The sequence below is a fragment of the Brenneria izadpanahii genome (assembly GCF_017569925.1).
Classification (GTDB): Bacteria; Pseudomonadota; Gammaproteobacteria; order Enterobacterales; family Enterobacteriaceae; genus Brenneria; species Brenneria izadpanahii.
Map to the genome: position 1 here is coordinate 1,524,038 of NZ_CP050854.1, position 22,931 is coordinate 1,546,968.

Annotated in this window: 17 protein-coding genes and 1 tRNA gene; 10 read left to right on the top strand and 8 right to left on the bottom strand. The window is 51.0% G+C overall.

Annotated features, from left to right (window positions below):
- Positions 1 to 179: 179 nt before the first annotated feature.
- The gene (locus HC231_RS06770) at positions 180 to 1,772 is read right to left on the bottom strand and encodes a methyl-accepting chemotaxis protein (RefSeq protein WP_208230298.1); all 1,593 of its coding nucleotides are present in this window, start codon (positions 1,770 to 1,772) and stop codon (positions 180 to 182) included.
- Between the two features lie 597 nt (positions 1,773 to 2,369).
- On the opposite strand from HC231_RS06770, the gene HC231_RS06775 reads away from it, so the two are divergent.
- From HC231_RS06775 to HC231_RS06785, 3 genes are all read left to right on the top strand, one after another.
- Positions 2,370 to 2,771, top strand: coding sequence for an H-NS family histone-like protein (locus HC231_RS06775; RefSeq protein ID WP_208230299.1), 402 nt, complete (start codon positions 2,370 to 2,372; stop codon positions 2,769 to 2,771).
- A 77-nt stretch (positions 2,772 to 2,848) separates the two neighbouring features.
- Positions 2,849 to 3,292, top strand: a complete 444-nt coding sequence (locus tag HC231_RS06780) for an acetyltransferase (protein WP_208230300.1) — start codon at positions 2,849 to 2,851, stop codon at positions 3,290 to 3,292.
- A 145-nt stretch (positions 3,293 to 3,437) separates the two neighbouring features.
- Positions 3,438 to 3,788 (top strand): YybH family protein, encoded by a 351-nt coding sequence (locus tag HC231_RS06785; protein WP_246494798.1) that lies wholly within the window; start codon positions 3,438 to 3,440, stop codon positions 3,786 to 3,788.
- 240 nt (positions 3,789 to 4,028) lie between these two features.
- Here the strand turns inward: HC231_RS06785 and HC231_RS06790 are convergent, their stop codons facing one another.
- Positions 4,029 to 4,859, bottom strand: a complete 831-nt coding sequence (locus HC231_RS06790; RefSeq protein WP_208230301.1) for a hypothetical protein — start codon at positions 4,857 to 4,859, stop codon at positions 4,029 to 4,031.
- A 738-nt stretch (positions 4,860 to 5,597) separates the two neighbouring features.
- Positions 5,598 to 5,674: transfer RNA gene (locus tag HC231_RS06795), tRNA-Arg, on the bottom strand.
- Between the two features lie 377 nt (positions 5,675 to 6,051).
- Between HC231_RS06795 and HC231_RS06800 the strand changes: the two genes are divergently transcribed.
- Positions 6,052 to 8,493, top strand: coding sequence for a DUF3772 domain-containing protein (locus HC231_RS06800; protein ID WP_208230302.1), 2,442 nt, complete (start codon positions 6,052 to 6,054; stop codon positions 8,491 to 8,493).
- Between the two features lie 301 nt (positions 8,494 to 8,794).
- On the opposite strand, the gene HC231_RS06805 is transcribed toward HC231_RS06800, so the two are convergent.
- From HC231_RS06805 to HC231_RS06825, 5 genes are all read right to left on the bottom strand, one after another.
- Positions 8,795 to 9,655, bottom strand: coding sequence for a D-amino-acid transaminase (locus HC231_RS06805; RefSeq protein WP_208230303.1), 861 nt, complete (start codon positions 9,653 to 9,655; stop codon positions 8,795 to 8,797).
- 42 nt (positions 9,656 to 9,697) lie between these two features.
- A complete protein-coding gene (gene dgcA / locus HC231_RS06810) occupies positions 9,698 to 10,678 on the bottom strand; it encodes an N-acetyl-D-Glu racemase DgcA (RefSeq protein WP_208230304.1) in 981 nt (326 codons plus the stop codon).
- The gene (dgcN, locus tag HC231_RS06815; protein ID WP_208230305.1) at positions 10,675 to 11,676 is read right to left on the bottom strand and encodes an N-acetyltransferase DgcN; all 1,002 of its coding nucleotides are present in this window, start codon (positions 11,674 to 11,676) and stop codon (positions 10,675 to 10,677) included. The genes dgcA and dgcN overlap by 4 nt, the downstream gene beginning before the upstream one ends.
- Before the next feature lie 615 nt (positions 11,677 to 12,291).
- Positions 12,292 to 13,764, bottom strand: coding sequence for a coniferyl aldehyde dehydrogenase (locus tag HC231_RS06820; RefSeq protein ID WP_208230306.1), 1,473 nt, complete (start codon positions 13,762 to 13,764; stop codon positions 12,292 to 12,294).
- Positions 13,765 to 13,836: 72 nt separating this feature from the next.
- Complete coding sequence (locus HC231_RS06825) at positions 13,837 to 14,868, bottom strand: zinc-binding dehydrogenase (RefSeq protein WP_208230307.1); 1,032 nt, start codon at positions 14,866 to 14,868, stop codon at positions 13,837 to 13,839.
- An 856-nt stretch (positions 14,869 to 15,724) separates the two neighbouring features.
- Here HC231_RS06825 and HC231_RS06830 point away from each other — a divergent pair.
- The 6 genes from HC231_RS06830 (at position 15,725) to dbpA (ending at position 22,214) form a co-directional block, all read left to right on the top strand.
- Positions 15,725 to 16,606: a LysR family transcriptional regulator gene (locus HC231_RS06830; RefSeq protein ID WP_208230308.1), complete on the top strand. Its 882-nt coding sequence runs from the start codon at positions 15,725 to 15,727 to the stop codon at positions 16,604 to 16,606.
- A gap of 625 nt (positions 16,607 to 17,231) precedes the next feature.
- Entirely contained in the window at positions 17,232 to 18,473 is a 1,242-nt protein-coding gene (alaC, locus tag HC231_RS06835) for an alanine transaminase (RefSeq protein WP_208230309.1), read from the top strand.
- A gap of 193 nt (positions 18,474 to 18,666) precedes the next feature.
- The gene (locus HC231_RS06840; protein ID WP_208230310.1) at positions 18,667 to 19,500 is read left to right on the top strand and encodes a prepilin peptidase; all 834 of its coding nucleotides are present in this window, start codon (positions 18,667 to 18,669) and stop codon (positions 19,498 to 19,500) included.
- Between the two features lie 45 nt (positions 19,501 to 19,545).
- Complete coding sequence (locus tag HC231_RS23860) at positions 19,546 to 20,028, top strand: hypothetical protein (RefSeq protein ID WP_246494712.1); 483 nt, start codon at positions 19,546 to 19,548, stop codon at positions 20,026 to 20,028.
- An 89-nt stretch (positions 20,029 to 20,117) separates the two neighbouring features.
- Entirely contained in the window at positions 20,118 to 20,615 is a 498-nt protein-coding gene (locus tag HC231_RS06850) for a YbaK/prolyl-tRNA synthetase associated domain-containing protein (protein WP_208230312.1), read from the top strand.
- Between the two features lie 216 nt (positions 20,616 to 20,831).
- Complete coding sequence (gene dbpA / locus HC231_RS06855) at positions 20,832 to 22,214, top strand: ATP-dependent RNA helicase DbpA (RefSeq protein WP_208230313.1); 1,383 nt, start codon at positions 20,832 to 20,834, stop codon at positions 22,212 to 22,214.
- Positions 22,215 to 22,931: the final 717 nt, after the last annotated feature.

Consider the following 22,931-nt stretch of genomic DNA (forward strand, 5'->3'; position numbering starts at 1 on the left):
AAAATAGACTTTCAATGTCTTGGTTTTTCATTGTTATTAACTATTAAACGATAGTCTAATGGGCGCAACAGCATCCAAATAACAGAATGACAGGGGCGCTGCATTTTTGATGGGCTCAATCTGCGCGGGTTGTTCCGTTTTTGACCGAACGGAACAACCCGCATCCACAGATCGCGCGATTAGGCTTGGGTAATGCTTAATGGGGAATCTGACCGTTCATCGACCTTAAACGCGGCCATAGCCATAACTAACTGCCGGGACTGCTCCTCAAGGGAGCGGGTCGCCGTCGCGGATTCCTCCACTAAAGCCGAGTTTTGCTGGGCAACCTCTTCCATCTGATTAACCGCGACGTTGATCTGATCAATGCCGTGACTCTGCTCTTTAGACGCATTGGAAATCTCTTTCATCAGCACGTTGATATTGATGATCTGCTCCGCAATCGCGGACATGGTTTCGTCGGCTTTGGCCGTGAGCTGAGAGCCTTCGCTAACGTGCCGGTTGGAGTCGGCTATCAGTCCGTGGATCTCTTTTGCCGCTTGGGCGCTGCGCTGCGCCAGCGTCCTGACTTCATTGGCGACCACGGCGAATCCGCGGCCTTGTTCGCCGGCGCGAGCTGCTTCAACCGCCGCATTTAACGCCAGGATATTGGTTTGAAATGCGATTCCATCAATGACGCCAAGAATGCCGGCGATGCTCGTGGCGCTTTGGGAAATCTCCTTCATTTTATCCATCGCGTCTCGTACTACCTGATTCCCCTGTTTGGCTATCTTCGCGACGTTTTCGGCAAGTTCATGACCCTGTTGCGCATTATCAGCATTGTGTTTAACGGTTGCGGTCAGTTGTTCCATACTGGCTGCGGTTTGTTCCAGCGATGAGGCGGAAATTTCCGTACGGCGAGAAAGATCGTCATTGCCTAATGCCAGTTCACGGCTGCCTACATCAATTTGCAGGCATGCATCACGAACGCGGATAACGGATTCGGCCAGAGATTGCTGCATTGTCTGCAAGGCTGCATTGAGCCGGCCCAGTTCATTGCGGCTTGGCGCGGGCGCCTCTTGGGTTAAATCGCCGGAAGACACGAACTCCAGATGGTGGATAGCCGTATTGAGCGGCGTAAGCAGCATTTTCCGCAATACAATCCAGGCGAGCAAGATCAGAATAAATGTCAGCAGGCAACATAGCCCAATCATCAGCAGCATCTGTTTTCTGTCATTGCTGGCTGTCTGTAATTGTTCCAATCCCGCCTTTTGGGCGTACTCGAAAAACGTTTTATTGGCGGTATCGAATTTTGTTCCTAAAGGACGCAGGCGGTTTTCAATTAAGCTGTAGTATTCCTGGATATCCTGTTTATTCAGCGCATCCAGCATAGGTTGAATACCCTGCGCGAAATATTCCTGATAGGCCTGGTTAATCTCATTCGCCAATTCTTCTCCTCGTCCGGTTCCTTTAGCCGCGGCGAAAAAACGCTGTAGATCTTCTTGCGCCGCATCGGCATATTGCGCCGAACGTCCTGCGGCTGCGGCCGCATCTTGTGGCTTGTTGACTTCCATGTTTCGCACGGCGAGCGAGGCGGCGACGCGAATTCGCTGCATGTTGGTATTACTGCTTGCCAGGTTGCCCAACTGAATCCCCTGTGTCAGGTTGACGGCATTAAGCGACTCATAGCTCTTATTAATGGCAAAAATCCCGATTGCGCTGACGCTAAGTAATAAAAAGGCCATTAACGTCAATAAAATCAATAAGCCAGTACGAATAGATAGTGCTTTTAACATAGTGATACCTGCCTGGACGCGATAATGGAAAAGAGAAGGGGCCTTAACCCTTTCATCGACGCCAGCAGAAATAACTTTAGTTAATTATATTGATGGATGTCAGCGTGAACTGAATGTGGGAGGTGTGCTGTATCTTATTAAAATTAAAAGAATAAATTAATGTTGTGAATTTTTGAATTAATAGATTTTTTGCATTGGTTTCTCCTGAAAAATTATGTATACGGCAAAGGTCATGAGAAACATTTTCCTACATATCTGTTTAATTTATCGCTGATGGTCATTCCCGCCACCCGCGCCAGGCGCACCGGCTCGATTCATTCAGGTTGCGCAGCCATTCCGAGAGGTTCAGCTTTACGCTTTCTTTTCTTCAATAAGATAGATGTCGTCTTCCTTATCTATTATGACGATTAACAAATGAGAAATTTTATTAGCCTAATACAAAGGGACTATCCATAAACATGCCAGCGAGCATTTGAAAATGATTTCTGATGAGGTTAGGTATATTCTTTTATCATAAATTTAATATCACTAACTCGTTTTATTATTGAATATCTTGTATGCTATATATGTCTTCTTTAACCATCAGGATAGAAACCAATGAGTGAAGCTCTAAAAGTATTAAATAACATTCGTACGCTGCGTGCTCAGGCGCGTGAAATCGATCTGGAAACACTGGAAGAAATGCTGGAGAAGCTTACTGCCATTGTTGAAGACCGCCGTGAAGAAGAAGCATCAATCCAGAAAGAGCAGGCTGAACGCCAGGCTAAAATTGATGCCTTGCGTGCCAAACTCCTGGAAGACGGCATTGATCCGGCTGAACTCCTCGGTTCTGTGTCTACCAGCAAATCAGCAAAAGCCAAACGTGAACCTCGTCCTGCCAAATATAAATATATTGATGAAAATGGCGATGAAAAAACGTGGACAGGTCAGGGCCGGACGCCTAAGGCTATAACTGCCGCCCTTGAAAGTGGTAAAACCCTGGATGATTTTAAGATCTGATGCGGAAATAACACATAAAGACCCCGGAAACCGTTAGCAAATAACATTGTTGACGGTTATATATACCGAGATTATATATGTTTAAAATTCGCCCATCTACAAAGCAAGACACCCCGCGTATTATGGAAATATGGCGTAAAGCTGTTGATGCTACGCATCATTTTTTAACCATAAAAGATCGCTCGGCTATAGAAAAGGAACTTGCTTCATTCTTTCCAACAGTAGAGCTTACGCTCGGGTGTGAATCAACCGGTCGTGCAATTGGTTTCATGTATTTACATGACGGACATCTGGAAGCGCTTTTTATTGACCCTGAATATCATGGACGAGGCGTGGGCAAGGCTCTGCTATATGCCGGGCTTTCACGATATCCGCAGTTGACCACTGATGTAAATGAACAGAATACACAAGCCGTAGGATTTTATGAACGCATTGGCTTTGAGCGTATTGGCCGCTCTGCAACTGATGGCCAGGGACGCCCTTATCCATTAATTCATCTACAATTCCATTCGGATTCATAGTGATCCTGAATGAGTCCTATTTACAACGTTTGCCATAGCCCGGCTCCTGCGTTAAATAAACGACAATGCACTATCGTGGATTATGACCGGGGGATAAATGAATAATCAACAGATAAAGAAAGTGATAGAGGCTTGAGATAAAGCCATCTCAACTGAAGATTTTCAATCCCTAATGAATTTTTATGCTGAAGACGCCGCGATGGTTGTAAGACCCGATCTTGTTGTAAAGGGTAAAGAAAATATACTTAAAGCGTTTATCGCAATTGCTGAACATTTCCAACATAAATTAGTCGTCACCCAAGGTGAAATGAAAATTATCGAAGGCGCAGGAAACGCGTTGATTATCATGGAAACCTTGTTAGATATTCCCGCCTCTGATGGAACCCTATCTCAAATAACACGCCGGGCCACATACGAATTTCGTCAAGAGGCTAATGGCGAATGGCTTTGCACTATCGATAACTCTTACGGGACCACGCTCTTAGATACGTTTTAATGTATTAACCTCCGCGGCTTTTACGGCGATTACCGTTGTTGAACCTGCCAGTAGCCAAACATATTCCGAGCGGTTCCAGTCAAGAGAGACGGCAAGAAACTTATTCGTACTGCGTTGCCGCCAATTAATCCCCTATTTCTGCCGGATATTCTGTCATAGCGTCAGTATCGATAAATGCGTTGTTGAGTAACCCATATTTGAAACTCAGCAACGCTATTCGCTTGTTTACTCTGTCCCTGATTATTTACATCCTAAACTTTCACGCATGCGAGCTTTTAGCTCTTCATCTACTTCGGGTTGTAAATTCGAGTGCATTTTTTCTATTTTTTCGCAGCCCTTGGGTTGGGGAGGCGGTAAAGGCTCGGTTCTCGTCAGGCGATTCCACAAGCCGCTTATTATGAATACGGCTAGAACAGGAAGCACACACCAAAGAAAAATGCGTTGCAGCCAGACAAACAGGTAAGCAAACTCCGAGTCATCGGATGCCTTTTGCTTATTGAACGACGTCCCCTTGACTGTCGGAGCGACAGCGTCTTCGGCAACGAACTGGTATCGATACGGTATGAAGTAGGCTGAAATATGCTCTGGCCGATAACACTGTTCTACGCGCTTCCACGCTGTCGAGGGCATGAGCAGCAACGACATCATATCGCTGGGTTCGCCCTCGCAGTACACCCTCAACGCATACCCGCTTTGCGCTAATATGTTTTCAATTCGCGCCAGTTCGGCCTCAAAACCTTCCGTTTCAATCTGATAGTGATGAAACACGTGCTGCTTTCCAGCTATGTTTATCGTTGCTGATTCAATCTCGCTGTCGTAATCGAATTCGATGGGGAAAATCTCCTCACCTAAAATATCTGATAGCGCTTCCAACAAACTGAAAATTCCCTCTTTCCAGTCAAGATGAACGCCATAGATGTTGATGAATGTCGACTGATAATCTTCCAGTGCGGATTCAACCTGCTGCCACTCGCCATGCTGTTTTAAAAATGCCTCGCGTCTTTCACTAGCCGGCTCATCGTCCTGAGCGGCAAAGAAATCAGAAAATGCTTCCCAATTAGGTGATTCCATTATGATTCCATCTGCTATTGGTCTTTTCGCCAATTAACGCATAGTGCTACAACGTTGGCAAATGGCTTTTTGTACTGTGAATAATGTTAATCGAGGCGGATGATGTCACTGAGTCAGTCATTTTAAATGCGCGGTTAATTTGTATCGTCCGCGAATAGCGCCAAGATGGCTAATTTAATGTCGGCAGGGGAAGCGACCGGCCCCGGATTCGGGGTGGCCGGCCAGCAAGACCGAAAAGAAATGCATTGAGTCGCGCTATTATCAGGACAAACACCTTGAACAACCCCGCCTGGTGTTGAAATGGCGGGCTGATTCTGTGGATACCAAGTGTCAAGGGAGGGGAATGCCGATTGAGTTGTGCATAAACACTCATCCGTTATTGCCTGTTTTATATTTATTGAAAAATAACACGCAATGAATATCAATGTACTGGTGAATGATATGGTTGAAATGATAAGCGATAACTATCTTTGCCGCAGAGCGACGAATTGATGACGCGGAAACGGGACTTTACTACAACCGACATCGCTACTATAAGCGCCATATGCTGCTCTCGGTTGCTGGTTGTTGGTATAAGAATTCATTGAACGGGCTTGCACCGTCAGATGTACCAACAAAGATTACTTGATGTACATTGATGTTAATAGAGTTCAGTAGAGTGGAAATAGCCGAACTAATGCTAATTTACTGAATTTTAGGCGTAAAAAAGAGGATAACTGACGTCTGTTTACTTTGAAATGGTACGCCCTACAGGATTCGAACCTGTGACCTACGGCTTAGAAGGCCGTTGCTCTATCCAGCTGAGCTAAGGGCGCATTGCGAACGGATCTAGCTGTTCGTTGTAACAACAGTGGGCTGGATTATACCCACACGTCTCGGTGAGTCAACGGATTGGCGTCTGTTTTACGCCATACGGTGAATCCCTGTACAACCAGGATGGATACCTCTCGCCTGTTGCCTGTTTTTTGTACTTTTCACGATTGCGGGCGCCATTCACGTCAAATGGTAATGAGGATGAATATTTCATCCTTGTCTGCTGCCCTTATTCAGTAATTCTTTGTAGGGTGTAGGCTGGCATGTTCGTTAGGATCTGCCATTGATATACTCATCGCTGGTATAATTTAACCAGTCTGGCGCGTCGTTGCTGTTTTGAAATCAACTGTTTCTGTCGAACTTGGGAATTTTTCAATCTATGCGTACCTTGCTATCTGCACTATTGCGTATTTTCTTGTTGGCGATATTTGTAATGCCTGCCGGATATGCGGCTGCGGCGGATTCAGATCCTCAGCCAGCACAGGCTGAAGCGCCAGTAAAAATAAATATTGATGCTGAACTGGTGAGTCTGCAAAAACAGCTGGACAGTATTAAGCAGCAGGTGTCGGGCACCAATAGCGACAGTAAATTTGGGGCGTTGAATGATACGACGCAGCAGTTGGTCAGCAGTGCGGACGATCTATCCGCGGCCGTCGCTCCGCTGCGCACGCAGCTACAGGCTCAACTGGATGTTTTAGGGCCGGCGCCTGAACCTGGCTCCACCATTAATGAAACGAATGAGGTGACGCGAAAGCGCAATAGCCTGAATGCCCAGAAGGCGAAGATGGATGCGCAGATTGAACAGATTCAGGCTCTGCGTACCGGCGCGGCCAACCTTTCCGCGCAGATTATTACGCTGCGGCGTAATGCGTTGAAAACGCAGCTGGCGTTAAATTCCGGCAGTGTTTTGGGCTCGCGCTTTTGGTCGCCGATTGTGACGCCTCAGGCTGAAGATTTGCGCAAACTTAGCGTATTTCAGACTCAGCTAAGCGATGCATTTATGGCTTCCTGGCAGCCTGAGTGGCGGTATGGTTCCATTTTCTTTCTGCTGATTGCCATCGCCTTGGTCACCGCCGGTCGCCGTTATATGGAGAAATACCTGGCCTGGGCCGGGATCCATCTGCTGCCGGAAGGGCGTCTGAGACGAAGTTTTCTGGCGACGGCAAGCGCCATGTCCACCGTACTGACTATCGGTATCGCCGCGAATTTATTGTATTTCACCTTTACGCGTCATGGTGAAGCGGTCGAGCGGGTGGAAACATTTCTGGATACGCTGACGAAGCTGGCTGTTTTTTGTTCGATGATTGCCGGGCTGGGGCGCGCATTTCTTTCGAACCAGCGTCCTTCCTGGCGGCTTCCGGCAATCTCTAACCCGGTTGCTAAGGCCATGGATCGTTTCCCGGTGATTACTGCGCTGCTTATTTTGCTGTTCGGCGTCATTGAACAAGTGACGGCCACCGTGGGAACGTCTGTATCGGCCACCATTATGGTGAACGGGTTATCCGCATTGTGTCTGGCGCTGACGGTAGGCGTCATTGCGCTGAAAAGCGATCAGGTTCGCCGCCAGATGGTGATTGAGGGGGCGCAACCAGAAGCCCGCTCAACGTTGGCCGGCATGGTCCATCTGGCGGTGTTAGTGACGTCGTTCTCTGTTCTGGTTTCATTGGTGATCGGTTATATCTCGCTGGCTCGTTTCCTGACCTATGAGCTGGTGTGGATTGGCATGGTTTTTTCGTGCCTCTATCTATTTTCGACATTTATCACCGATATTTGCGAAAGCGTTTTTTCTCCCAACAGCGCCAGCGGACGGAGAATTAAAAACTCCCTCAATCTCGACGATCGACATCTGGCGCAGGCGACGGCGTTGCTTTCCGCCAGCGGGAAAGTGTTGTTGATTTTGATGGCCGCGGTCGCTTTGCTGAATGGCACCTTTGGCACCACAACGCCGCTGGAGCTGGTGCAGAAGGCCGTTGAGTTGTGGGGCGGCAAGGGGCTGGAAACCGTGAGCATTGTGCCGGCCCATTTGGTGAATGCGGTGCTTTTTCTGCTTATCGGAATATATGTGCTGCGTTCTTCAAAGCGCTGGCTGGAAGAGGAGTTTCTTCCCAAAACGACGCTGGATCGCGGTATTCGGGCGTCACTGGTGACGTTATTTACCAATATTGGCTATATCCTGATTATTCTGCTGACGCTGGCGACGCTCGGTATTCAGTGGAATAAGCTGGCATGGATTGTCAGCGCGCTGTCGGTAGGTATCGGTTTCGGCTTACAGGAGATCGTAAAAAACTTTATTTCCGGTTTGATTTTGCTGACCGAACGCCCGGTTAAGGTCGGCGATCTGGTGAATATCAGCGGTGTCGAAGGGGACATCCGGCGGATTAACGTTCGAGCCACGGAAATTCAGTTGAGTGACCGTTCAACGGTCATCGTGCCTAACTCGCAGTTTATCTCACAGAATGTACGCAATATTACCATGGGGAATGCGCTTGGGGTGGCTACGCTCGCATTGACGTTTCCGCTGGATATCGATCCTGAGGAGGTCAGAACCATCCTGATGGATGCCTATACCGAGCATGAGTCAATCCTCGACGCGCCTGCGCCGTCCGTCACGTTCAGTCAGTTAACGCCGACCGGGATGGTGCTGAGCGTGACGGGCTATGTCAACAGTCCGCGTCTGGTTGCCGGAGCGAAAAGCGATCTGCTGTTCGATATCATCAGACGATTAAGAGCATCTAATATTCCATTGGCGGTGCCGCAGAGGATGGTGCTGGAAAATCCGGTAGCCGGCTTGCCGGAGGATATTGAGGTTGAAGAAAAATAACGCGAGAGGCTTATGACCGTCGGGTGCCATCCCGGATGGCTGCGGCATGTTATGGTTGACCTGCGGCGAGGAGACAGGATGTCTCTCATTCATTCCCTGGACCTGGCTGAAATCACGTAGCCGGGGTGAGTGGCAAATCTGCCGGAACCAGATTCAAACGCCATTGGCAGCAGCGGCCGCAGAGGGGCGAGGTCCGGGGAAGGGCGGCGTGAGGAAAGCCGATTTGAAGCACGACGAGCATATAAAGCAAGAAGGCCTCTGTATGGCGGCAGAGGCCTTCTTAACCGAAGCGGTCCATATCTTATTTGACCTGTTGCTTCACCATTTCAATATAAATTTCTCTCAGCCGGCGGGCTACCGGGCCGGGTTTCCCATCGCCGATGATTCTGCCGTCGAGCGTGACCACGGGCAAAACGAAGGTGGTTGCCGAACTGATGAAAATTTCACTGGCATGATAGGCTTCTTCCGGGGTGAAGAGACGTTCTTCCAGTTTGATATCATCGCTAGCCGCCAGCTTCAATAGCGACTGACGGGTGATACCGTGCAGGATATCGTTACTTAACGGGCGCGTCACCACGGTTTTATCGTGCAGGACGATATAGCAGTTACAGGAACTGCCTTCGGTAACAAATCCGTTTTCTACCATAAAGGCATCGTCGGCATGCTGGGTATGGGCGTACTCTTTCGCCAGGCAGGCCGCCAGCAGGCTGACCGTTTTAATATCTCGGCGATGCCAGCGGATGTCCGGGCAGGTTACGACGTTCAGGCCGCTGTCCGCTTTAGGATTATCCAGGACGGCGCGAGCCTGAGTAAACAGCACCAGGGTGGGTTTCACTTCGGCCGAAGGAAAATGGAAGTCACGATCGCCGGCATTGCCACGGCTTAACTGCAGATAAATCGCGCCTTCTTTCATGCCATTTTTTTCAATCAAGGCATCGTGGATATCCTTGAGTTCGGCCGGAGTTACGGGCAACGTGAGCGACAATTCATGGCAAGAGCGTTGCAGACGCGTCATATGGCCGTCAAACTCGGCCAATTTGCCATTCACTACCGCAGTCACTTCATATACGGCATCAGCGAAGAGAAAACCGCGGTCAAACACCGAAATTTTTGCCTCGCTTTCCTGCACATATTGCCCATCAACATAAACAAGACGTTGCATTACAACACTCCTCAATAGTCGTTTAATGCAGCTTAACGCATTTTAGCCCCACAGAGCCGCTTCTGACGCGTGTATTTGGCTGCCGTCATAACGCAGCCCGTTGGTACGGTCACGCTGTAATAACAGAGGGCCATCCAGATCGACAACCTGTGCGCCCTGAGCCACGATAAAGGCCGGCGCCATTGACAGCGAGGTGCTCACCATGCAGCCGACCATGATCTGCATCCCCCGTTCCAACGCGCTGGTTCGCAGGCGAAGAGCTTCGGTCAGGCCGCCGGTTTTGTCCAGCTTGATGTTGATCATGTCATAGCATCCGGTGATGGCTTCAAGCGAATGACTGTCATGACAGGATTCATCGGCGCATATCGGGATCGGATGCGGCAGTTCGGCCAATACGCTATCTTTTCCGGCGGGAAGCGGCTGTTCAATCATCGCGACGCCTAACGCAGCCAGTTCCGGCACCAGTTTTAGGTACAGTTCGGCATCCCATCCTTCATTGGCGTCTACGATCAGGCGTGCGGATGGCGCGCCTTTGCGCACCGCCGCCACTCTGGCCAAATCGTCTTTGTCCGCCAGTTTCAGCTTGAGCAACGGTCGCTTGGCGTGTTGCTGCGCGGCCTGTTGCATCCGCGCCGGCGTATCCAGCGACAAGGTATACGCTGTTTCCAATACATTCGGCGCCGGTAGATTCAAACGCTGCCAAATCCGCTGGTTATGCTGTTTGCATTCCAGATCCCAAAAGGCGCAGTCAACGGCGTTACGCGCCGCGCCGGCTGGCAGTCGGGTTTGCAGATGTTCACGATCCAGACCATGACGGATGTCGTCGCTCAGTGCGGAGATTTGCGCCATCACGCTTTCGATGGATTCGCCGTAACGCGCATAAGGAACGCATTCCCCATAGCCGGTTGCGTCGCCGGATCGGAGAGCGACAACCACTACGTCGGCCTGACTTTTACTGCCGCGCGAAATGGTAAATGTACCCTGCAGCGGCCAACTTTCATGGAATAGTTCGAGCTCGGTCATAGGCTGGCCAATTGGTCGACAATACGCCCTACGCCCTGGCGGAACGGATCGACCACCGGCAGGCCGAATTTTTTCTCAAGTTCAGCCATCAGTTGTAATGCGTCTTTTTCGTTGAGTGCCGCCGTGTTAACGGAGATCCCGACAAAACGAGCTTTAGGATTGGTTAAATGTGCGACCGATAAGTTTAAAGCCATGCAATCGGCGATATCGGGAATAGGGTAGTCAACGCCGCGCATGGTTTTACGGGTCGGTTCATGGCATAGCACCAGCGCATCCGGTTGCGCGCCATGAATAATTCCGGTGGTCACGCCGGCAAAAGACGGGTGGAACAGCGATCCCTGTCCTTCGATAACATCCCAGTGATCTTCATCATTTGCGGGAGCGATGGTTTCAACCGCGCCGGCGGTAAAGTCGGATACCACGGCATCAATACTTACGCCCGCGCCGCTAATCAGGATCCCGGTTTGGCCGGTGGCCCGGAAGGTCGCTTTGCCGCCCCGCGATAAAATTTCTTTTTCGATCGCCAGCGCGGTATACATCTTACCGCAGGAACAATCGGTGCCGACCGGCAGCAAGCGTTTACCTGCGCGTTTGCGTCCGTTGGCCACCGGGTACGTTTGCGACGGATGGCGAACGTCGAAGAGCGAGCGGCCAAGTTTGGCGGCCAGTTCGCTGAGTTCCGGCACATCGGCCAGGCGATTATGCAGACCGGCGGCCAGATCCATGCCGCTTTCCAGCGCTTCACGCAATACGGCGATCCATTGTTCTGAAATGATCCCGCCGCGGTTGGCGACCCCGATGACTAACGTTTTCGCACCTGCCGCGCGGGCGGCGCTGATGTCCATATCCGGTAAATCGCAGTCGGCATGGCAGCCGTCCATACGATATTGACCAACACAATATTCCGGGTGCCACTGTTTAATTCCGATAGCAACTTTTGCCGCTAACTGATCGTGTGCATCGCCAAGGAATAATAAATAAGGTTTTTTGATATCCATTATTCATCCTCATAAGTACTAGAGCGTAAGTCATTAATAAAGTGAGTGGGTAAAACTCATCGGCATAAACATAATCTGCTAATCGATAATAACTATAGCAATATAATTGTCAATAACAACGATTGTTAAGTGATAACGTCTAAGTTTTTGCCGATTTATTGAAGTTAAATTCATATATATGCGATTTTTGTGGAATTAAATATTGTCATTGGCTTTTATTTTCAAATGTTGCGGTTTTTTATAAAAAGCGAACGATGATGTTTGAATGAAAATATTTTATTTGTTTGATTTTGTTGGTTTTTATCTTTTTTGTATTATTGTTTCTTATGCTCTAATTTGGTGAGTTGACTTATTATGGTGCCCCAAAATAATGCATTTCTATTTTTTGTTTTTTATTTGTTAATCAGAAATGGGGTTTATATTATCAATATCGATGATACTAATGTTTTTACTGCTTGCCAGAAGCGTAGTTAATATGACAGTTGGAAGGCCGTCGCGTGATTAGAATGCTTCCGCTAAATAAGAGAAAGTGTAGTAGGTGAGAATAGCGCCATTTTCCCGGGACGGCCAACGGGTTAACGTTGGCCGAACGGTATGCGCGCAGCGGCAAGTCCGTCACGCTTTCGCCGGATTACCCATACTATCGAGTTGCTGATCCACAAACGCTCTGACCTCATCGCCGTATGGCGCGCGCATGGGGAGATTGGAATGGCCTTGCGCGCTCTGGATGAATACCGGGCGCGCGTGGCTAAAACGTTTGAAACCTTCTATGCCGTGGTAGGCGCCTATTCCCGATGCCCCGACGCCGCCGAAGGGGATATCATGGAGCAGAACATGAGACATAACGTCGTTTATCACCAGCGATCCGGAGAGAGTATGCTCACGTAACTGGTCGATTTCAGCCTGTTCGTGACCGAAGTAATAAGCGGCCAGAGGCCGCGGCATACGATTGATGGTATCGATGCATTCGGCATAGGTGGCATAGCCCTGTACCGGCAGCACCGGGCCGAAGATCTCTTCCCGCATCACAAGCGCCGAATCGGGAACATTCACCAGCAGCGTGGGCGCCATTTTATGCAGCGCTTCACTGTCCAGATTTTCATTGGCCGGGTTAAGCTCGAAGACCTCAGCGCCCAGACTGGCGGCCTCTTTGACAAGCCCGTGTAACCGCCTGAATGCCTTCGCGTTGATAATGGCGGTGTAATCCGGGTTATCCCTGAGCGTCGGATAGGATGACGCGATGAATGCCTGTGCGTGTGCGACGAATTCCCCAATTTTACGCCGGGGCACCAAGACGTAATCCGGGGAAATGCAGATCTGGCCGGCATTAAACGTTTTCACCGTCAGAATACGTTCGACGGCTTGACGTAAATCGCTGCTTTCGGAAATGATGACCGGTGATTTGCCGCCAAGCTCCAGCGTAACCGGGGTGAGATTTTCCGCCGCGGCGGACATAATCTGTTTACCGGTCGCCGTGCTGCCGGTAAACACCAAATGATCGAAGGGTTGCGCGGCGAAAAATGTCCCGGCGTTGTGGCCCTGCACCGTCGAAATCTCTTCTGGGGAAAAGTGTTCGCCAATAAGCTTGCAGAGCAAAGCGGAGCCGTTCGGCGTTGAGCTGGAGGGTTTGATCACGGCGATATTACCCGCGGCGATAACGTCCGCCAGCGGCCCAAAGGTGAGCACCAGAGGAAAATTCCACGGACTGATGATGCCGATGACGCCGAGCGGGCGATAGTCGATAAATGCCTGGGTATCCGGAAACGGCGAGTCGCGCGCTTCGCTTTCCATCCAGGCGGGTAGATGGTCATAAGCGTACTGCAACGCGGCGACCGAACCCAGTATATCGGAAATCAGGGTATTAATCGGGCTTCTGAAGCCGAAGTCCTTGCTGTAAGCCGCGGCGAAAGCCTCTTTGTTCTGTTTTAACAGGCGGATCGCGCGCAGCAGGCGATTGCGCCTCTCCTCGGCGGAAGGAGGGGAACTGATATGACGTTTTTTGAGCAACGCCAGTAACTGAGTAAAATCCTCATGCGACGCCGGGCGGTTATTCACGATTAGCGCCGCAGGTGATGTTTGATTTGCCATGATGATTGCCTCTTAGTCAATATTCAGGGGTATTTACAATAATAAAAGGGAGAGCCTTGTCCGCTTGACGCCTTAACCGGCCGGTTCCCCGATCGTCATGACGATGCGGAAACGGGCTTCGTTGCGCATCATCTTCGCATATCCTTCCGCCGCCAGCTCCAGGGGGATTGTCTCGATTTTGGCGCGGATATTTTGCAGCAGACTGAAGTTGAGCATGGTTTCGGATTCGCTCGGCGAGCCGGTAACCACGCCTTTAACCGAACGTTCGCCGGATAACAGATCGCCCACATTGATGCTAATCGGTTCGTTTCCTACGCCAACGATAACCAGGCGTCCATGAGGATTGAGGCCGCGCAGCAGCGGCCCGAACGTGGCCGGATTCGATGCCGTCGCGACGATCACTTCCGCGCCCCCTAAAGCGACGAGCGCCTCTGCGGGATCCCCTGACTGGCTATCGATATAGTGATGCGCGCCAAGTTCGAGGGCCAGCTTCTGCTTTTCGATGCCGCGGGCAATGGCGATGGTGCGTAAGCCCATGCTCCGCGCATATTGGATACCGAGATGACCCAGCCCCCCGATCCCTTGAATGACTGCGGTCTGACCCGCTTTCACCCCCGACTTACGCAGCGCGTTGAAGGTGGTAATGCCCGCACATAGCAGCGGGGCCGCGCTGATCGAATCCAGATCGTCGGGAATGGCGATAAGACCATGCTGGTTGGCGACCATGGCCTCGGCGTATCCGCCGTCGCGATGGACGCCGGTTACCTGCTGATCGGCGCAGTTGATAAAGTCGCCGCGACGGCAGGATTCGCATTGGCCGCAGCGTCCTGCGAGGTATCCTACGCCGACGCGCTGACCGATGCGCCAGCGCGAGTCGATGCCTTCGCCGCATTGCGTAATTCGGCCAATGACCTCATGACCCGGAACTCTGGGATAGGTTAATCCGGCAAAACCATATTCCACCGTAAATGCATCGGTGTGACAGATCCCACAGGCTTCGACGGCGAGCAATACCTCGCCGGCGCCAGGGGCCGGCAGAGGGCGTTCGATAAGTTCAAGCACGCCGTTGCCTGTCGCTTGCACTGCGCGATACTTAGCGTTCATAGGTTTAATCCTTCTATTGTAAGACGTTAGATTTGTCTTATTCATTAATCGTTCAAACACAATGAAGTTTTGTGTTTTCCGTTTTTCCAGCACTGCCTGCTGGCAATATTCAGTAATATCAGCGTGTTAATTTTTTAAGAATTGATGAGTGAACGATGATGATTACTGAATTTATTAATGCGGCCGCTATATCCGCCATACGTCAAACTGTATATGTGCCGGCATTATTATCCGTCGTCCATGGGATTCGTTCGTAAAGGGCCAATGCTTTGCGCTGTTTGAAACAACGATGTTTTGTCCTGCAAATCGAATTATTTAGGATGTCTATGCAACAAATCGTCGCTATTGAAAATATCCCCTGATGCCAGCCATTAACATAACGTGTTGATAAAAATAGTTTAGATAGGATGAAATAGTTATGCTGCAATAAAAAATTAGCTGAATCCTATTTATTCCTTGTGATAATTATCACATTGTCGTTGTTGTTGTTTATTGCGGTAAAAAATTATTGTAGGCGCAATAAATTTTAGATAAAAACATGCCTAGCTAATTAAATGCGCCAAATATCAGTGCGTTTTTAAAAGTAATATCTGTGTTTATAGAAACGTTTTTACGACATATTATTCCTCTCAATAGGTTAGATGATTACGCCGCCGTTCATTCAGCCTTTTTATGGAGAGTGCGGCAATAAAACGTTGTCATGGAAATCCAGAACGTTGCGGGCGCATATTTTTTCCGGCCAATGTTGAACTTGTGGCGAGCGTTGCATGATTTGCTCCTGAGCTCGAAATAAAATGGCGATAACGGGATACATGAACCTGCGGGTTAATCGTGGTGATAAAAAGGGGAACCGATAATGCCAATGCCACAAACAACGCTTGAACAATGGTCGGTACTGCGCACCGTAGTTGAATCCGGCAGTTTTGCCAAAGCGGCCGAACAACTCAACCGCAGCCAATCTTCGGTTAGTTATGCGGTTAACCGTCTGCAAGAGCGGCTGGGAGTGGCGTTGTTGCGGATTGACGGGCGTAAGGCGCGGCTGACGGAGGCCGGACGCACGCTGCTGGCTGACGCCACGCCGCTGATCGAAGATATGATCATGCTGGAAGTCCGGGGGCGTTCGCTGCTGGCGGGGCATGAAGCGCAGGTGAGGCTGCTGGTGGAATGTATCTTCCCGCGTCCGTTGTTGTTCCGGATATTGACCACCTTTCAGCAACAGTATCCGGCGGTGCAGATCGAACTCAGGGAACTGGTGCGTCAAGCGCTGCCCGATCCGGCGACGCTGGCTTACGATCTGGCCGTCAGCATGTGGGATATAACCAGCCAGAACGCCAGAAAAATGTTTGATGTTGAGCTGATTGCCGTCGCCCATCACGGCCACGCGCTGCATCAGCGGGGTATCAGCCTGACGCAGGCTACGCTGTCGCGTTATCCGATGGTGTCCATTCAACATCACGATAGCAATCCGGTCGTTCTGCATGCTCCGTCTATGACCAGCCGGCAATGGCGGGTAAACACGGTGGAAGCGGCCATCGGCGCGGTGAGCAGCGGTTTGTGCTACGGCTGGTTGCCCCGCCACATGATTGAAGCCGAGCTGAAAGAGGGACGTCTGCTGCCGTTGCCCTTGCTGAGCGGCGCTTCGCGCCAGATCCCGTTGTGTCTGAGCTACTCCAGCCGGGAACGCGTCGGCATCGCCACCCAGGCGCTGGCCGAACTGCTGCTGGCAAGCAGCGGATGAAGGTTTATTGCTGCCGGCGGGTAGCTCCGTTGATAACCCGTTTCGGCGCGTTGACGGCATTGCGTTTATACGCGGTATCGCCAGCGTGTCGAAATAGGTGGATTGGGATGAACCTGCCATCTCGCATTCCCCGCCGTGGAGTAGGATAAAAATCATCCTATCCCGCCGGTAAAGAGATTAAAAACGGAAATTTTAGCCTGAAATCCATCGAAAAATCAGATTGATTAACATAATGAGGCCGTTATTATTGCCTTGACTTAACCTCCTGTAACATCTTCCCAGGGAGATGTGAGCCAGCGGCGGTGGAGTGAAAACATATGCAAAAACAGCTAATTACGCGCGCCTGACCGGCTCGGAATCAATTTGTTCACATCCTGAGCGGCCATCACTAGACGGCCGGACGAATCAACCTCGGCCGTTCTGAACCGAACGCCGCAACACGTCATCCGCCCGCTGGGCAATATCGCAAAATGTGACGAAGTTATCCGATCTCCGCGCCGGAAAAAATTTATCAGGCGCCGTCTCGACAGGATCCCGAATCTGGGATAGCTTGAATAGCGGGTTCGTAACTCGAACCCAGGCGTCGCTCGGACGGTCCGGGCGCTCACGTTATTTCGAGGATGTTATGGCTGATTCTACTTCTTCGCGCCGCTTTACGCGCATCGATCGTCTTCCCCCCTACGTATTTAATATTACTTCTGAATTGAAAATGGCTGCCCGTCATCGCGGCGAAGACATCATCGATTTCAGTATGGGTAACCCGGATGGCCCAACGCCGCCGCATATCGTGGAAAAACTCTGCACGGTGGCTCAGCGTGAAGATACGCACGGCTACTCGACATCCCGAGGGATTCCCCGTCTGCGCCGGGCGATTTCGCGCTGGTATGCCGATCGCTATCAGGTGGAGATCGATCCGGAAAGCGAAGCGATCGTGACGATTGGTTCCAAAGAGGGGCTGGCGCATTTGATGCTGGCGACATTGGATCATGGCGACACCGTACTGGTGCCGAACCCAAGTTATCCGATTCACATATACGGGGCGGTGATCGCCGGAGCCCAGGTTCGTTCGGTGCCGCTGGTCGAAGGCGTCGATTTTTTCAATGAACTGGAACGGGCGATCCGCGAAAGTATTCCCAAACCTAAAATGATGATCCTGGGTTTTCCCTCCAACCCTACGGCGCAGTGCGTTGAACTGGATTTCTTTGAACGCGTGGTTGCCTTGGCGAAACAATACGGCGTGCTGGTGGTTCACGATCTGGCCTATGCCGATATTGTGTATGACGGCTGGAAAGCGCCGTCGATTATGCAGGTGCCCGGCGCCAAGGATATCGCGGTCGAGTTTTTCACGCTGTCGAAAAGCTACAATATGGCCGGTTGGCGCATTGGCTTCATGGTGGGGAACCCGGAGCTGGTCAGCGCTTTGGCGCGTATCAAAAGTTATCACGACTACGGCACCTTTACGCCGCTTCAGGTCGCGGCGATTGCGGCGCTGGAAGGCGATCAGCAGTGCGTGCTGGATATCGCGGAGCAGTATCGCCAGCGGCGTAATGTGCTGGTGCGCGGATTGCATGAGGCGGGCTGGATGGTTGATGAGCCAAAAGCCTCAATGTATGTCTGGGCCAAAATTCCAGAGGCGTATGCCCATTTGGGATCGCTGGAATTCGCCAAACGCCTGCTGTCTGACGCGAAGGTGTGTGTGTCGCCGGGGATCGGATTTGGCGATTATGGCGATACGCATGTGCGCTTCGCGCTGATTGAAAATCAGGATCGTATCCGTCAGGCCGTGCGCGGCATTAAATCGATGTTCCGCGCTGATGGCATTTTGCCGCCGTCAAAATCTTCCGCAGGCAAGGCTTCCGCCGTCTAAGCCGCGCCCCGGTCTGCTGACCGGGGCATCATCCCGATAGTGTTTTTCCCCTCTCTTATATTTCAGGCTTCTTGCGCGATAATTGCGTGAGGCTGCGCAATTGTCAGATAACATCGCCTGAACCGGTTGGTGTCCGATACCGACTATGCGAGCATAGCGTTTAGATTAGGTCTTTACAGAACCGGGGCTGGGTATGGAGTGGCTGACGGCGTTTGCTGAAGGGGCGCATGGATGGTGGCTGATTTTATTGGCATCAGTCGGGCTTATCGCGGGTAGCTTTCTGAATGTGGTCATTTTCCGTTTGCCGATCATGTTGGATCGCCGCTGGCGGGATGAAGCCCATGCGTATTTGGCGATGCCGGCGCCGGAGAAGAAATCGACCTTCAATCTGTGGTGGCCGCCTTCAAGCTGCCGCCACTGCAACCAGCGGATTATGATAAAAGACAATGTTCCGGTGATGAGTTGGCTATGGTTGCGCGGGCGGTCGCGCTGCTGCAATCGGCCGATTTCCTGGCAATATCCGCTGATTGAACTGCTGGCGATGCTGCTATTCCTTTTGGCGGGAGTCATGTGGCCGCCGGGAAACGCGCTGTGGGGAACATTGGTGTTATGGTCTTTTTTGCTGGCGCTGGCCGCCATTGATGTCAAAACCCAGCTATTGCCGGATTGCCTGACGCTCCCGTTGCTATGGCTGGGGCTGCTGTTTAACCTGTTTGAAACCTTTGTACCGCTGAGAGAGGCTGTTTTAGGCGCGGTTGCGGGCTATCTGTCGCTTTGGGCGCTGTATTGGGGAGCCAGGCTGCTTAGCGGAAAAGATACGCTGGGTTACGGCGATTTTAAACTGCTGGCCGCATTGGGTGGCTGGCTAGGGTGGCGCGAATTGCCGAATCTGGTGCTGACGGCGGCCCTAAGCGGATTGGCCGTCACCTTATTGTGGCGAATGCTCAGGCATGAAAGCACGGCTCAACCGCTGGCGTTTGGTCCGTGGCTGGCGTTGGGATGCGTGGCGGTTATGTTGACGCACTGATGCGTAAGGCGTAAGGAGTAAGGGGACGAGGGGGATGGATGTGGCGTGAATGAAAAACGGGCTGAGGGAGAGGCTGCTTTCAACCCGTTTCTGATGCCTAAATCGACAAATTTGCAATTTGTCGCACAGCTTTCGCTTGTGTGCATTGACATCCTTGCCCGTGGTCTTAATTTTCCCTGTCAGATAATAACTGGTTATTCAACCATTAACATAAAAGCGCTCATCCAAACGACCAGACAGAATGAGATGCCCATAAAAAAATACTTCACCGCTATATTCTCCAGAAGAAAACACGCCAGCAACGATCCCGATTGTGCGTTTTATTATGAAAGGGAAAATGTTGTACCGTTCGCACTGCGCAATCGGATAAGCGTTTTCCCCGTTGTCATCACCAGGGCTCACACCAGTTATGACGAGATCGGCGCTCAATCTACGCTTAGTGAGGGGCATAATTCAAGTGGTCTTCAGCACTATATTTATAGAAATAGCATTAAAAAGCGTTCACTGCATTCAGGCGCCGCGATGTAACAATCAACTTAGGGCAAGGCTGCGCTGACGCCGGATTTGGCTTACGCTGTTTATCGAAGATGCAACAATCAAGCATTACGGGAAACACCATGAAATCTAACGATATTTATCAACAACTGCGCGCGCTGTTGGATCAACGGCAGGCTCGCTACCGGGTTGTGACCCATCCCAGCGCAGGGCGTTCCGAAGAAGTGGCGCAACTAAGGGGAACGCAGCTTGGTCAAGGGGCGAAAGCCCTGGTGTGTCATGTGAAAGGTAATGGCGTGCGCCAGCATGTTCTGGCCGTTTTGCCGGCAGACCAACAGGCTGACTTATCGCGTTTGGCCAAAGGCATCGGAGGGAGCCGCGCTTCGCTTGCCAGCCCGAAGGAAGTGGATGATTTGACGCATTGCGTGTTCGGCGCTATTCCGCCGTTCAGTTTCCATTCAGAGTTGTTACTGGTGGCCGATCCGCTGCTGTTTACCCGTTTTGATGAACTGGCGTTCAATGCGGGCTCGCTTGAGCGATCGGTGATCCTGAATACGCAAGATTATCAACGTATTGCGCAGCCGCGTTTACTGTCTTTCATTCGTCAGCCGGACGCGTGAGGCGCGTTTACCTTGGCGCTTGATGGGGCAATGGCGCAGATATCCCGGCCGGAACGGCTTCAGGAAACGCGGTTGCTCCTTGATATTTTAGCCGCCGAACGCCATGTAAATCGGGCAATGGCGATCATCTCTGTTATCATGGCCGCAAATCACGCGCCGGTTCGCTGAACCGGCGTCGCCTTTCTTACGTTGCCTTTGGTAATAAGAGTAATCATTGTGAGTACAACCTCTTTTTCTTCCCTCCCGCTGCCGACTGAGCAGTTATCCAACCTTGATGAGTTGGGCTATACCGCCATGACGCCGGTACAGGCCGCGACACTGCCCGCGATCCTGAACGGCGGCGACGTTCGCGCCAAAGCGAAAACCGGAAGCGGGAAAACGGCCGCGTTCGGTATCGGTTTGCTTAATCATATTGTGGTCGGGGAGTTTACTACCCAGGCGCTGGTGCTGTGTCCGACGCGCGAACTGGCCGATCAGGTGAGTAAAGAGCTACGCCGTTTGGCCCGCTTTACGCAAAATATCAAGATCCTTACCTTATGCGGCGGTCAGCCGATGGGGCATCAGATCGATTCGTTGGTTCATGCGCCGCATATTGTGGTTGGCACGCCGGGGCGTATCCAGGATCACCTGCGCAGACGATCGTTATCGCTGGATGATCTGAAAGTGCTGGTGCTGGATGAAGCCGATCGTATGCTGGATATGGGATTTAGTGAAGCCATCGACGATGTGATCGGCTATACGCCGTCTCAGCGCCAGACGCTGCTGTTTTCCGCAACCTATCCCGCTGAAATTGAGCAAATCAGCGCTCGCGTGCAGCGTCAGCCATTAAACGTCGAAGTTTCCGATAATGATGACGAACCCGCCATTGAGCAGCGTTTTTATGAAACCGGTAAAGAGCAGCGTCTTCCATTGCTGATTTCCATATTGAACCACTATCAGCCGGCGTCCTGCGTGGTGTTCTGCAATACCAAACGGGATTGCCAAAGCGTATTCGACGAGTTAGACGCGCGAGGCATCAGCGTACTGGCGCTGCACGGCGATTTGGAGCAGCGCGATCGCGATCAGGTCTTGGTGCGTTTCGCCAATCATAGCTGCCGCGTGCTGGTCGCCACGGATGTTGCCGCTAGGGGGCTGGATATTAAAGATCTGGCGTTGGTGGTGAATTTCGAACTGGCTTTCGATCCCGAAGTGCACGTTCACCGCATCGGCCGAACCGGTCGCGCGGGTATGGAAGGGCTTGCCGTCAGTCTGTGTACGCCGCAGGAGATGAGCAGAGCCCATCTGATAGAAGATTATTTGGGTACGCGCATCGACTGGACGTCAGCGGCAGAGCTTGGCCGTAGTGAAGTGACCGCGCTGGAGGCGGAAATGATGACGCTGTGTATTGATGGCGGGCGCAAAGCCAAAATCCGTCCCGGTGATATTCTCGGCGCGTTAACCGGCGATGCGGGCTTAACGGCGGCGGAAGTCGGCAAAATCGATATGTTCCCGCTTCATGCCTATGTCGCTATTCGTAAAGCCAGCGCGAAACGGGCGCTAAAACAGTTGCAACAGGGAAAAATCAAAGGGAAGAACTGCAAAGTAAGACTGCTGAAGTAAACGCTGGGAAATACCGTTCAGGAACCGGATAGTCCTGAACGGAACTCCGCCATCCCCATATCCCCAAAGCGCAAACCGATATTCCGCCCGCGAGAGAAGACGCAAAACACTAACGCATTGACTCTAATCGGCTGAAACGGTAAAAATTGAGTAGGATGATAAGAATTTTCTACGGTGATAATCATCCTGAGCGATTTTGACTACGAAGCGCGGGGCCCAAAAGGTTGAACTGGTTAAGCGCGGAAGGCCAATGCCGCAACAAGGCGAAAAGGATAAGGGGTTATACCCAATAGATTTCAAGGTGGAACAGGGCGGTCGACGCGCCTGCAATCTGAAAGGCGGAGGATATAATAATACTGATACAAATCAGATGTTGTGTGGTAGGCTGAGAAAACTGGCTTTTTGACGGAGCCGCAATGGGAATCGGCACATTATACTCAATGGAGGGAGCGCGCAGGCATAAATTATTCTCCAAATATATCAAGGGCAAACAGGGTATCCAAGATAGTGATTTGCGCTGCCTATTAAATTACGCACGATATGCGCGTTTATTGATTTGATTGTGTTTAAAAAACATCCGTTTTATTAAACTGGAATAATAATTTAGTCACTTTTAATTTGTTCATTTATTATTTTATTCCAGATAGGTATTGTAAATATATTAACGTATCGTTTTGACGTTATGTTTTCCTTCTGCCATAACAATAACTTCTTTCA